Origin of the sequence: Paenibacillus shenyangensis (assembly GCF_000346635.1) — a bacterium.
Classification (GTDB): domain Bacteria; phylum Bacillota; class Bacilli; order Paenibacillales; family Paenibacillaceae; genus Saccharibacillus; species Saccharibacillus dauci.
This window is the reverse complement of record NZ_AOIG01000019.1, coordinates 108,871-122,041: the sequence shown is the minus strand read 5'-3', so window position 1 is coordinate 122,041 and position 13,171 is coordinate 108,871. Positions and strand designations below refer to the sequence as shown.

Sequence of the window (13,171 nt, the reverse complement as noted above, 5' to 3'; positions counted from 1 at the left end):
CTATTGCAGCCACAGGATCAGTACCGGCAGTACCAGCATGGAAGACAGCGTCGTCCAGAGAATGCAGCGTGATACGAGCCGGGGAGCAGCACCAAACTGCTCTGCCAGAATAACGGCATTGACTGCTGTCGGCATGGATGTGAGAATCAGCAGTACGTTAAACAGAATGCCCTCCACGCCAATTAGCGTGAGCAGCAACCAGGATAACAAAGGTGCGGCAGCCAGCCGGATCGTCATGCCCGCCCAGAAGGCGCGCTGTGACGGTCGGTCGGCTGCCGCTTCTGCGTTCCGGGAGCCAACATTGATCATTTGTGCGCCGAGAACAACAAGAGCGACTGGCGAATAAGCCGCCGCCAGCATGGCAAATCCCTGATCCAGTGTCGAAGGCAGCGCCCATCCGCACAGCCGTAGCAGCATCGCGATTGCAGTGGCATACACTGCAGGCAGCCGGAAAATAGAAGCAAACGCTTGCCTGGCCGAGAAATGCGAGCGTGCTGCAAAAAAGACGCCGACCGTATTCACAATAACCATTTGTCCAATAACATAGACGGAAGCCTTGTCCAGACCGAGTTGACCAAACGCCAGCAGTACAAGCGGCAGACCATAATTGACACTGTTGGTAAAAGTAGAGATCAGGGTCAGTCCTGCCTGTTCCTGTGGATTCAGGTGTAGAATCCGGCTGACGATCGTTGCTATCAGCCATAGTGCGACCAGCGTCAGCAGGGAAAAGGTGATGGTAGAAGTCACATCCTGCAACGAAATCTCCGCATGCAGCAGCGTGTTGAATACAATGGATGGAGTTAATATGTACAGAGACAGAGTAGCCAGTGGTTTGGTATCCAGTCCGCGGAATCGACGCAGCAGAATCCCGCCTACCACAGGAAGGGAAATCGGAAGAAAAACCTGGTATAACGTAGACAATAAGTGCATCAGCATAACGATGTTCCTTTCTGCGGCGATATGATAACAGACAGGGAGCAGGGAAACCAAACAGGCAATTGTTCTCTCTGATTGAACCCCGCATTCCTGTAATGAACTGTTATCAATGTAAGCCCGCATCAGGCAATCGTCAAATACCCGAATCCTATTCTCTTATAGGATAAAACTATTATATATAGTCAAATTATTATATTTTTATCTTACCGTGAACAATATATATGATGCATAAACAAGCGCCAGCAGCAGCCGACGCTTGTTCACTTCCGATCATTCCTGATCGTTTTCATATCCAGAAAAGAGTACAGCGATTTATTTGTTATTGAATATCTGTGGCGATTAGAACATCGTATTAGTGTTGACGGATTTCTCCGGCACTGGTTGTACGACATCCCAGTGCTCGACAATCTTGCCATTCGCTACACGGAAAATATCCACAACGGCACTTCCGCGGTCCGTTTTGCTGCTCTGGGCATGAACATGCAGGGCGACAATATCACCTTCTGCAATGACACGGATGATTTTGTTGCGGCTGTCCGGATTGCTTTGCAGCATAGGGATAAAAGCTTCCAGCGGTTTGCGGCCGGTAGGTACGGTAGGGTTATGCTGGATATAATCTTCCGCGACATATTTTTGCAGAGCGGTTCCGTCATGTTCATTAAAGAACTGGTTATAGAACGTAGTTACCAGCTTCTTGTTAGCTGCAACTTGCTGGGAAGAAACTGGTTGTACCTGTACAGGAGTACCGGGAAGCGGGAACATGGTATTATCATTGGCGGATTTTTCCGGTACAGCTTGTCCTGCATCCCAATGCTCGACAATTTTGTTATTTTTGATCCGGAAAATATCTACAACCGCCATTCCTTTATCTTGTTTACTCGTTGTTACATGATTGTGAACCAATACCAGATCACCCTGGGCAATAATACGCTTCACATCTGCCTTCAGATGGGGATTCTGTTTGATATACGCACCGAAAAAGTCGGCAAAAGCCTGTCGTCCATCTCCAGCCAGTGGATTATGCTGAATATAGTCTTTGGCGATATAAGAGCTGATTTTATTCAGCTTGTGCTGATTAAATACGTCTTGGTACATATTCATTACCAATTGTTTGTTTTTGGTCTGCTGCGATACGGAAGCTTTGGCACTCGTTCCCGTCTGGGATACAGGTACAGGCGGACAAACGGAGGAAGCAGCATTGGCAGTGGCAGGCAGTCCGGCTGTGGTAACGGTGATGGCAGCGGCGACGGCTGCACCAATCCAGCGTGTACTTTTCTTGTTCATTAGTCATCACTCCTTTGGTTATAAGCAAGCTGTAAAGCCTGCTGATGAAATAGATTGTAACCTGTAACTGCACATGTTTCAACTAACGCTCACAAAAGAAGCTAGGTAAGGTTTGTTTTTATATATATAGTTACATATTAATTGTATTTTGTATTTTTTATACGAAAATGAAAAAGGCAACTTTCTTATATAGAAAAGAAAGTTGCCTGCGGAATACAAATGAAGATCAATCCGGCTGAATAGGCTGAAAAGTGATCGGGTATTCTTTGACTCCGAATACAAAGGCACTCTGGATTGGCTCCAGCTGTGCGCCTTCTGCCAGCGCAATTCGGTCCATATGACGCAGCAGTGTATTCAGAACGACCCGGCCTTCGAGCCGTGCCAGTGGAGCACCGAGACAGAAGTGGATACCAAACCCAAAGCCCATATGCTGATTCGGCTTGCGATCCGGGATAAATGTGTCTGCATCTGCAAACTTCTGTTCATCCCGATTGGCTGCGCCTACCCAGGAAATCACCTGCTCGCCTTCGCGGATATGCTGACCACGCAGCTCGATATCTTCTTTGGCGACGCGTCCAATCGCAACGATAGGTGGATAATAGCGCAGTGTTTCTTCGACAGCAGTCGGTATCATCTCCGGATGTTCACGTAGCCGCTGCTGCAGCTCCGGCTGCTCTGCGAGAATACGTACTGCATTAGTGATCAGATTGGTAGTCGTTTCGTTACCGGCTGCCAGCAGCAGAATACAGAAGCTGATAATCTCATCCTCGGTCAGATGTTGGCCTTCAATATCGGCTGCGATCAATAGAGAGATGAGATCATCCTGTGCACTCTGGCGACGCTGCTCGATAATGCGGGCAAAGTATTGGCCCAGCTCGGCATTGGTACGATCTTTCTCCTTCATCAATTCCTGAAAAGCCTCATCACTGTCATCGCGTGCACCTTTGACGAGAATATCGGACCATTCCTTGAACCGATCTCGGTCGGAGGAGGGCACACCCAGCAGCTCGGCAATAACGATCACCGGCAGTGGGGTAGCCAGATCATGCACCATCTGCATCTGTCCCACCTGCAGATGAGGCGTCAGCAGATCGTCTGCGATATTCTGGATATGCGGTGCCAGCTCTTCAATCTTGCGCGGGGTAAATGCCTGATTGACCAGATCGCGCAGCTGCTTGTGCTTGGGCGGGTCCTGGGTCAGCATACTCTCACGGTTGGCACGATTGCGCCGGGAGGAGAACAGCTTGGGATTTTTCAGTACATACTGCACATCTTCATACCGGAATACATCCCAGCAACTGCGATTCTCGTCGTAACGGACAGGAGACTGCTCCAACAGCTCGTTATACACATCAAAAGGGAACAATTGTCGTTCCGTCGTATTTAATTCACGCATAGGAATGTAGTTGGCATATTTATTGCTGATCTTTTTCATAGGTTCCTCCTTGGTAAATATATAATTATTTACATAAAGAATACTGTCCCCATTATATAACACCCTATAATCACATACAAATTTTGTAATTTTTCTTCTGTTTTTGTTTCCCCTTTTTGGCAGCGGATATAACCGAATTTCCTTATTTTCATAGAAGAGAGCAGGGCAACAATAAACCCGGTAGCGTGGTTAATGGCAGAAGGGGAACGGCATGATTAAACCTGCTGATTAGCCTGCTTGTGAAATGGGGAAAGAAAGCAGATACTTGTCCGTCTGTTGCTTCCATGAGAACCCTGTCTGATAATCTGACAAAATCATCATTTTGTGTAGATAGGAAGCAGCAGCAGAGTTGGCTATACTGTGATTAACATCAGGATATACTCAATAGCAGGACAGCATACATATCAGATTGACATGGTAACCGGCACAGCTGGAAGGAATGAACAATAAGGAGGAAAATGATGGAACAGACATTGGTAATTCGGGAAGCGCATCAGGAGGATATAGCGGCACTGGCGGTGTTGATGGATGAATTGGGATATCCGGTATCCGAGGAAGATATGAATACAAGGTTTCTCGCTTTGCAGGAGCATCCTGATTATCAGTGCTATGTGGCGGAATCCGATGGTGAGGTAATTGGCATGATCGGATTGATCCGGGAACTGCGTTTTGAACGTGATGGAGTGCATGTACGGATCGGTTCATTGGTCGTGCGTGAACAGCAGCGCGGCGGCGGGATCGGCAAAGCATTGATTCTGGCAGCGGAAGGCTGGGCAGGTAGCGTAGGGGCGCGGGCTCTTGCACTGAATAGCGGCAACCGTGAAGAGCGAACCGGAGCGCATGACTTTTATCGTCATCTGGGATATGAAGCGACGTCTACCGGATTTGTAAAACGAATTCTCTAATACCTTTTCAACGTTGGAGAAGATGACTCTTATAGATGGACATAGCCAAAAAGGAAGCTCCATAGGCGAGCTTCCTTTTTGGTGAGCAATTATCTAGTTGGTTATGGTTGTATCATAGATCCAGCTTACAGATGTCGTACAGCCGGTTGTGCCTGATCACGTACCGGAGGCTGCGCAGGCAGCTTACCGCTCCGGGACCAATTCGTCCACATTCGCAGTAGCTTTTCCACCGGTCCGTAATTGTATTTGCGCAAATACAGCGGACTGAGAACGAACTGGAGGGCATAAATGAGTACAGCTACCAACGCTCCCCATGCAATGCCGAGCTGTCCGAACAGACCCAATCCATAACCATAATAAATAGTCATACAAATGATGCTTTGCAGTAGATAGTTAGTGAGTGACAGCTTGCCGATTGCGATGAATCCATTCATCCACTTGGCTGATTGCCATTTGAGGTACAGCCAGGCAAAAGCAAAAATGTATCCGATCGACAGGATCGGTCCGCCGAACAGGAGTGAAAACGTCTCCCAATCCAGTACCGGCATGATGACCATCATGGATTTACTGATCAGACCAACAGGCAGGAAGATCAGCATGCCATTACGATATAATCTGGATTTGCTCTGTGGATCATTAAATATGTCTTTTTGCGCCATGTACATACCCAGCCAGAATAAAGGAATATACAATAGCGAGGTCATGCCAACCAGCACAAAGATCAAGATAAAAGCCAGCGGGAAATCCAGAAAAGGCGTCGTCATATTACGCTGTACGAGAATATCCGCATAGCTGCCCATACTGTATACATGCAGCGTCTCCAGATGATAGCTGCGCTCCATCTCGGTAAGCGCAGTCTCGGGAGTGGATATCCAGAGAGACAGTACACCAAACAGCAGCATCAGGCTGAATCCGGCGATCGTCCATATCAGCAGTGTGCGTGGACGACAGCGGATATACAGCAGCAGTACAAATCCATATAATCCATAGTACGTTAAAATATCGCCTTCCCAGATAAAAAATCCATGCAGCATGCCGATCAGCATGAGCAGCAAAAAGCGTCGACTCAAATAAGGATACGGAGAAAGCTGCCTGCTTTCCAGACTGTCTTTCATCTTGATAATGCCAAAGCCGAACAGAAAAGCAAATATCGGCATAAAACTGCCGACAACCAGCACCTCCAGCAGTTCGTTCACAATTTGATCCGCTGTGGAGAAGCCGGATTCTTTTAGATCAATTGCTCCCCAGGAACCATACTGAAAAATCAGCATATTGGCGAGGATAATACCGAGCAGGGAGAATCCGCGCATGGCGTCGATCATTTTCAATCTTCGATTGGTTATGTACACTATAGCCCTCCTTTTTAAGCTAGGATGAGATGGATCGGCGGTTTTTAGCGCCTGTCTTTTGCTGGGTCTATTCCGTTTACAATTACACCAATGCAGCACGATTTTTTTAGAAGATATAGGGATGCGGAACAGGCTTAAGGTACATATACGCAGCGATCTACCATATGTTGCATATTATGGATTTTTTCACGAGTTTTATCTGTCAAAAGAAAGACGTATATATCGCGGAATAGGTTGTAATCAAGCGCTTTTATTGTTAGCATTTACGTATTGGGCCTGCCGTAATAATGCAGGCTTATTACATGTGAAGAGGGTATGAGAATGAACTGGATCAAATCCAATTTTAGAAAGTCTGATTTTATTGCCTGGTACGTTATTATGGCGATCCTGCTGGTGATTCTGGAGTTCCGAAACCATCCTGGTTCGGTGAGTGCGCTGAGTATTATCATTACGCTGATCACGTTAATCATTCCGGCAGCTATTTTCAGCTTTTGCTTCCGTATGATCACTGGCTGGATTGTTAATCTTAATAAATAAAGGAGTCTATGTCCTATGATTAGTCACGCTATCGCCAGAAGAGTCCGCGAATTGGAGCAGTATGCGCCAATGCTGACTTCGCCTGTAGATCTGGATGAGTTCTGGGAGCAGACGCTGCAGCAGTTCCACAACAAACCACTTTCCGCTTCGATGGAAGAATGCCCAACTCCAATGAAAGCTGTGTGTTCTTATCGGGTAACCTACGAAGGATTCGATGATACTCCGCTGTCCGGCTGGTATGTTCGTCCGGCAGATGCAGGAGATACAGCTTTGCCTTGTATCGTTATTTTCCACGGTTATGCCGGCAGCAAAGGCTACCCCGAAGATTATGCCCAGTGGGTATCCATGGGATACGCCGTATTCGCGATCGATGTACGGGGACAAGGCGGGGAGACCGGCAGCCGCATGCTATCCGAGTTCGGCATGAGCTCCGGCTGGATGTCGCAGGGTATTCTGGACAAGAATACATTTTACTATCGTGCGATCACGGTGGACGCTCTCCAAGCCATCGAATGGGCAGCCGCCCAGCCGGGTGTAGATGCAAGCCGGATTGCTACGTATGGTGGCAGCCAGGGCGGCGGACTGGTGTTAATCACTTCGGCGCTGAGCGAGATTCCGGCGATAGCGGTAGCGAATATTCCGAATATGTGCCACATGGATTTTGGCATCCTGAATTCGGAGAGTTCGCTCAAGGAAGCTGCCCAGTTCGTCAGCCGTTATCCGCAGCATTTTAATCAGGTGCTGGAGACACTGAGCTACTTTGACATGATCAATCTGGCGGACCGGATCAAGATTCCGGTGCTTGTCTCCTGTGGACTAAAGGATACGATCTGCCTGCCGGAGACCATCTTCGCTGCCTACAACCGGATTCGCTCGGAAAAGGATATAGCAGTCTACCCGTTTGACGGTCATTATGTCAGTCCGCATCATAACCGTCGTACAATGGAATTCATTCAGCAGCATTTCGGCTGACAGTTGCTGTAGTGAAAATTGCTGTATATCAACAGAAAATTGTTATACGCGACAATAGGATATATCGATTTGGCAGCAGCAGTATGCGGTGTGATCGCATGCTGCTGTTTTGCCGTGGAGTGATTGGTGGTGCTTATTGCAGAGGGAGTAGAGGGAGTAGAGGGAGTAGAGGAAGAAGCGGGAGAGGAGTGAAGCTGCTCTGCTGCGCAAAGAGATTCTGCCACTCCCTCCGGTTAAGAATGGAGATCCCGAACAACCGCTTGTAGCGGTCGATCTCCATTCTTAAATGTCGGTCGTTGGCAGAATTCTCTTTGCTCCGCTCTGTGCAGGGAGCTCAGATAAAGCCCAAAGTGCCTTGTTGCACCGCTTTATTTAAAATGATGTACCATACGTGGAATTGATGTATCAGACATAAAAAAGATGTATTGAATGTAAAAAAAGATGTATTCTACATACAAATAATATATCGAACATACAAATAATATATCGAACATACAAATGATGTATCGCGCGAAAAATGAACTTATTAGCCATATGTATCGGTAAATGAAGCAACAAGCACAGAACGCAACAAAGAAAATAAGGGCAAAGGACGACTTTGGAGCCCGGGAATCTACATTCTATCCCACTTCGTAGATTCCTGGGCTCCACCCGAGGACGTGCCCTTATTTCTTTGCGGAGTGGTCAACCTTTATCCCGCACAATTCCCACACACCCTCTTCATCCACCCCAATACCAAAATAAGGTCAAAAAAGGTCAGATCATCAGAAAAACGTAACTAATTACCTCTAATCCGCATTAATCAGCAATAACAGCCTGAAATAAACGCTAAACCCTTTTGAACCTCTCCTCAGTAGAGGCTATAATAAAGTCGTAAGGTCAGTGAAGGTCAAACGAAGCGCGTTACATCACCTTTCACTGATCGCCATGATTCATCTTCATAGCTATATTTCACCAACTGTATATTTAAATCAATACTCACGGAGGAGGATGCTTTATGTTTGATTTGGTTCCTTTTGGTAAACGTCGTGAAGAGTCCTGGGGTCAGCTGATGAAATCCTTCAATGATGTGTTTAATGATGAATTTTTTGCACCATTAAAGTCGTCGACCCTGTCGTTCAAAACTGATATTCGCGAGACGGATCATGCCTATCTGGTGGAGGCTGAACTGCCTGGATTCACCAAGGAAAATATTGATATCGACTATGCGGCGCCTTATCTGACTATCAAAGCGGTGCATCATGAAGAAACCAGCGCCGAGGATGAAAGCAAAAGTCAGGTCGTACGCAAAGAGCGCCGTCATGGCGAATACGTAAGACGTTTTTATGTGGAAGATATTGATGCCGATCATATTCAGGCTTCGCTCAAGGATGGTCTGCTGAAGCTGGATATCCCCAAACGCCAGCGCCCGGAAGGCCGCCGGATCGAGATCCAGTCGGGAGAGTAATCACTGAGGATGGCATAGACAAAAGGAATATGCAGTGTTTAACCTACTGGTAAATTGGATTAAAAATAGGTAGAATAACAATGATATGTTAATCAATCCACGTACAAAAAATAGATAATTCACAACCTTTGTAGATCATAAAGGTGCATTGTAGTTCCTGACCGCTATAATGCACCTTTTCTATATTCATATATATGGAAAGGAGGGAGAATAGATGCCCCGGGATTATTATCAGAAACTGGAAGTGGAACCCGGCGCCTCCAGGCAGGATATCCGCAAGTCGTACCAGCGGCTCGCCAAAAAGTGGCACCCGGATGTCAACAAAGCCCCCGAGGCAGAAGCCAGATTCAAGGAAATTGCAGAAGCGTATGAAGTGCTCGGAGATGAGAGCCGGCGGCAGAAATACGATGATCAGCTCAAATACGAATCGGCGCGCCAGGCGTATCAATCCAATACAGGAAATGCTGGACCCAAGTCCGGTAATACTTCCCGAACGGAAGACAGCCAAACCTCCGGCAGTACCAGTTACGAATATCGTACAGGCGGCGGATTAGATGAAGACTTTTTTGATATGTTTTTCGGTGACCGGATGAAGGATTATGATTTCTTCTCCAATACGGCGGGTAATGCCAGCTTTAGCAACGACAGCCGGACAGGCGGAATTCCGCTGCGGACGACCCGTGCCAAGCTGGATATCACACTGGAACAGGCTTATCGCGGCGACCATGTACCGATCCGGCTCGGAGACAAGCGCGTACAGATCAAGATCCCGGAGCGTATTCCGCAGGGCAGCACGATCCGTATTCGCGGTACTGGCAGTAATGGTATCGATGCCGATGAGGAACTGCTGATTACCCTGCGTATTCTCCCTCATTCGGTATATGCTCTTGATGGCAGTAATTTGCAAGGCGTACTGGAAGTGGCTCCATGGGAAGTGGTACTCGGTACGGATGCCCATGTACTGCTGCCCGACCAGTCCAGGGTCCGGGTCAAGGTACCATCCGGTATTCAGTCCGGGCGGATTCTACGCATCCTGGGCCGTGGTCTGCAGCGTGATGACGGCAGCTATGGCGATGTGCTGCTGGATGTAGAGATTGTGGTGCCATCCGGTATCAGCGAGCAGGAACGGGAGTTATACCGCCAGTTGGCTTCGTCGAGCCGCTATCAGGCGCAGATGAGACGGCGCAAATCATAGATTCGCTAACAGTCAAATACAGCAGGAGGGTCGGTACAGTCCATGTCCGGCTCTGCTTGAATTTGACATTGTGCCGTCGTTTGGCATAGCGAGTGCTCTGTATTCCTATGCTCAACAAAAATATGCACTATATTTATCTAGATGGATATTGGCGATTGAGAACAGCCAAATTGAGATAATCAGGAGGGAACCGTGTTGGATTACAACCGATTAACACATAAATTACAGGAAGCCGTCGCTACTGCCCAGGCACTTGCAACATCCATGGGGCATCAGGAGATTGTACCTGCTCATCTGCTCAAAGCGCTGCTGGAGCAGCAGGAAGGTCTGCTGCCACGACTGCTTCACAAAATGAATCTGCCAGCGACTGTAATCAGCCAGCAAAATGATGAACTGCTGCGCCGCAGATCCAGTGTCAGTGGGGCGGCTGCTGTCAGCCGGTATGCCTCGGCAGGACTGCTGCAGGTGCTGAATCAGGCCGAACAGGAAGCAGCGGAGATGAAGGATGAATTCGTCGCTGTCGAGCACGCGGTACTCGCACTTATTTCCGTTAATGATCCCGGTAACCGGGAAGTGCGTGATCTGCTGCACCGTCATGGGCTGAACCGGGAAGCGGTGCTGGTGGTATTGTCCGAGATTCGCGGTCATCAGCGGGTGACCAGCCAGGACCCGGAAGCGACTTATGAGGTATTGGAGAAATATGGCCGTGATCTGGTCGCCGAAGTACGTTCCGGCAAAGTCGATCCGGTGATCGGACGGGATGACGAGATTCGGCGGGTAATTCGTATTTTGTCCCGTAAAACGAAAAACAATCCAGTGCTTATTGGCGAACCGGGTGTCGGCAAAACAGCCATCGTCGAAGGGCTGGCTCACCGGATCGTGCGCAAGGATGTACCGGAAGGACTCAAAGACAAGATGATCTTCTCCCTCGATATGAGCGCTCTGGTCGCCGGTGCCAAATATCGAGGTGAATTTGAGGAACGGCTGCAGGCTGTACTGCGTGAGGTCCGGCAAAGTAATGGTCAAATTATTCTGTTCATCGATGAGCTGCATACCATCGTCGGTGCAGGCAAAACAGAAGGGTCGATGGATGCAGGGAATATGCTCAAGCCGATGCTGGCACGGGGAGAGCTGCACTGTATCGGAGCGACTACGCTGGATGAATACCGCAACCATATCGAGAAAGACCCTGCATTGGAGCGACGTTTCCAGCAGGTACTGGTGAGCGAGCCGAATGTGGAAGATACGATTGCGATTCTGCGCGGACTCAAGGAACGGTTCGAAGTGCATCATGGCGTGAGGATTCACGACAGTGCCATTGTAGCTGCGGGAGTGCTGTCCGATCGGTATATCTCGGACCGCTTTTTGCCGGACAAAGCGATTGATCTGATTGACGAAGCCTGTGCGATGATCCGGACCGAGATTGACTCTATGCCTGGAGAGCTGGACGAAGTCACACGCCGGATCATGAAGATGGAAATCGAAGAAGCTGCGCTCAAAAGAGAGACCGACGAACTGAGCCAGCATCGTCTGGCTATTCTGCAGCGCGAACTGGCCGATCTTAAGGAAAAACAGCTGGAGATGAGAACCCGCTGGGAACAGGAAAAAGAAGTGATCGAGAATGTAAATACTCTCAAAAAGCGGCTGGAACAGGCACGTCTCGATCTGGAACAAGCCCAGGAAGAATATGATCTCAATAAGTCTGCCGAACTGAGCTACGGTATTATCCCCGGATTGGAACGTGAACTGAAAGCCGCCGAAGAGGCTGCTCATCAGGATCAGGAAGGCCGCCTGCTGCGCGAAGCGGTGACTGATGAAGAGATTGCCGATATTGTCTCCCGCTGGACCGGTGTGCCGGTCAGTCGTCTGGTCGAAGGCGAACGGGAAAAGCTGCTGCGTCTGGAAGAAGTACTGCATGAGCGCGTTGTCGGTCAGGATGAAGCGGTGCAGCTGGTCGCAGATGCGGTGATTCGTTCACGGGCGGGGATCAAGGACCCCAATCGCCCGATTGGTTCTTTCCTGTTCCTCGGCCCTACCGGTGTCGGCAAGACCGAGCTGGCCAAAGCGATCGCTTCATCCCTGTTTGACCGGGAAGAGAATATGATCCGTATTGATATGTCCGAATATATGGAGAAACACAGTGTCTCTCGCCTGGTGGGTGCTCCTCCGGGATATGTAGGCTATGAGGAGGGCGGTCAGCTGACCGAAGCAGTACGTCGTCAGCCCTATTCGGTGATTTTGTTGGATGAAGTGGAGAAGGCTCACCCGGATGTATTCAATCTGCTGCTCCAGCTGCTGGACGATGGTCGCCTGACCGATTCGCAGGGCCGGATGGTCGATTTTAAAAATACGATTGTCATTATGACATCGAATATCGGGTCGATCCATCTGCTGAATGGGATGGAACAGGAAGGGCAGATCAGTGAAAATATTCGCTCGACCGTAATGCGCGAACTGAATCTGCACTTCCGTCCGGAGTTCCTGAATCGGGTAGATGATATTGTTATTTTCAAACCGCTTACTCGTACAGAGATTCGTCAGATCGTGTTCAAGCTGGCCGATCATCTGCGTACCCGACTGGCGGATCGGCAGATTGGACTGGAACTTACGGATGCCGCTGCACAGCTGATTGCAGATGAAGGGTACGATCCGGCTTATGGCGCCCGTCCGCTGAAACGATTTATCCAGCGTGCCCTGGAGACACGAGTTGCCCGTGCACTGATTGCCGGCGAAGCAGCTCCGGGCTGCGTGGTACAGGTGGATGTGGATCATGGCGAACTGACTGTAGTGATCAGCGCGCCAATACCAGCGACTGCTCCTGAGGAGCCGCTGGCAACCTTTTAAACATATGAGCAAAGTCAAAGGAAGCAAGCTGCTTATCCTGACCAACACAATCGCATAGTAGTTAGGAATTTCTGGCGTTAGATAAATGGAAGTTGAGTAGATGCGGATAATCGTGGGATCGAGAACGGGTGTATCCAGCAATATTGTAAAATAGATCTTAAATTTTTATTATATCAACCAATGTAATATATACAGATACAACGCACAAAAGGACTGCTCATTTGAGCGGTCCTTTTATATTTCAGTAACAGTAGTTGAATATTCCAT

Annotated in this window: 10 protein-coding genes; 6 read left to right on the top strand and 4 right to left on the bottom strand. The window is 48.7% G+C overall.

Features of this window, described 5'->3' with window-relative positions; translation table 11 throughout:
* The 3 genes from H065_RS0116360 to H065_RS0116350 form a co-directional block, all read right to left on the bottom strand.
* On the bottom strand, positions 1-936 hold the full coding sequence (locus tag H065_RS0116360) for an AEC family transporter (protein WP_017814166.1): 936 nt from the start codon (positions 934-936) through the stop codon (positions 1-3).
* 339 nt (positions 937-1,275) lie between these two features.
* Entirely contained in the window at positions 1,276-2,220 is a 945-nt protein-coding gene (locus tag H065_RS0116355; RefSeq protein ID WP_017814165.1) for a nuclear transport factor 2 family protein, read from the bottom strand.
* Between the two features lie 226 nt (positions 2,221-2,446).
* Positions 2,447-3,655, bottom strand: a complete 1,209-nt coding sequence (locus tag H065_RS0116350; protein ID WP_017814164.1) for a cytochrome P450 — start codon at positions 3,653-3,655, stop codon at positions 2,447-2,449.
* 458 nt (positions 3,656-4,113) lie between these two features.
* Between H065_RS0116350 and H065_RS0116345 the strand changes: the two genes are divergently transcribed.
* On the top strand, positions 4,114-4,560 hold the full coding sequence (locus H065_RS0116345) for a GNAT family N-acetyltransferase (protein WP_238557974.1): 447 nt from the start codon (positions 4,114-4,116) through the stop codon (positions 4,558-4,560).
* Positions 4,561-4,685: 125 nt separating this feature from the next.
* Here H065_RS0116345 and H065_RS26120 read toward each other — a convergent pair whose 3' ends face one another.
* Entirely contained in the window at positions 4,686-5,909 is a 1,224-nt protein-coding gene (locus tag H065_RS26120) for a DUF418 domain-containing protein (RefSeq protein WP_152425920.1), read from the bottom strand.
* A 321-nt stretch (positions 5,910-6,230) separates the two neighbouring features.
* On the opposite strand from H065_RS26120, the gene H065_RS0116335 reads away from it, so the two are divergent.
* From H065_RS0116335 to clpB, 5 genes are all read left to right on the top strand, one after another.
* A complete protein-coding gene (locus tag H065_RS0116335) occupies positions 6,231-6,446 on the top strand; it encodes a hypothetical protein (RefSeq protein WP_017814161.1) in 216 nt (71 codons plus the stop codon).
* Between the two features lie 15 nt (positions 6,447-6,461).
* Positions 6,462-7,418 carry an acetylxylan esterase gene (locus H065_RS0116330; RefSeq protein WP_017814160.1) on the top strand — a complete coding sequence of 319 codons (957 nt, stop codon included), beginning with the start codon at positions 6,462-6,464 and terminating at the stop codon, positions 7,416-7,418.
* 997 nt (positions 7,419-8,415) lie between these two features.
* Positions 8,416-8,865: an Hsp20/alpha crystallin family protein gene (locus tag H065_RS0116325; protein ID WP_017814159.1), complete on the top strand. Its 450-nt coding sequence runs from the start codon at positions 8,416-8,418 to the stop codon at positions 8,863-8,865.
* Positions 8,866-9,079: 214 nt separating this feature from the next.
* Entirely contained in the window at positions 9,080-10,060 is a 981-nt protein-coding gene (locus tag H065_RS0116320; protein WP_017814158.1) for a DnaJ C-terminal domain-containing protein, read from the top strand.
* 195 nt (positions 10,061-10,255) lie between these two features.
* Positions 10,256-12,904: an ATP-dependent chaperone ClpB gene (gene clpB, locus H065_RS0116315; protein WP_017814157.1), complete on the top strand. Its 2,649-nt coding sequence runs from the start codon at positions 10,256-10,258 to the stop codon at positions 12,902-12,904.
* The last annotated feature ends 267 nt before the right edge of the window (positions 12,905-13,171 follow it).

Excerpts from the sequence above, each read along its gene's own strand:
- H065_RS0116345 (WP_238557974.1), top strand. The coding sequence starts at position 4,114 with ATGATGGAACAGACATTGGTAATTCGGGAAGCGCATCAGGAGGATATA.
- H065_RS0116330 (WP_017814160.1), top strand. The coding sequence starts at position 6,462 with ATGATTAGTCACGCTATCGCCAGAAGAGTCCGCGAATTGGAGCAGTAT.
- H065_RS0116320 (WP_017814158.1), top strand. The coding sequence starts at position 9,080 with ATGCCCCGGGATTATTATCAGAAACTGGAAGTGGAACCCGGCGCCTCC.
- H065_RS0116325 (WP_017814159.1), top strand. The coding sequence starts at position 8,416 with ATGTTTGATTTGGTTCCTTTTGGTAAACGTCGTGAAGAGTCCTGGGGT.
- H065_RS0116335 (WP_017814161.1), top strand. The coding sequence starts at position 6,231 with ATGAACTGGATCAAATCCAATTTTAGAAAGTCTGATTTTATTGCCTGG.
- H065_RS0116360 (WP_017814166.1), bottom strand. The coding sequence starts at position 936 with ATGCTGATGCACTTATTGTCTACGTTATACCAGGTTTTTCTTCCGATT.
- H065_RS0116350 (WP_017814164.1), bottom strand. The coding sequence starts at position 3,655 with ATGAAAAAGATCAGCAATAAATATGCCAACTACATTCCTATGCGTGAA.
- H065_RS0116355 (WP_017814165.1), bottom strand. The coding sequence starts at position 2,220 with ATGAACAAGAAAAGTACACGCTGGATTGGTGCAGCCGTCGCCGCTGCC.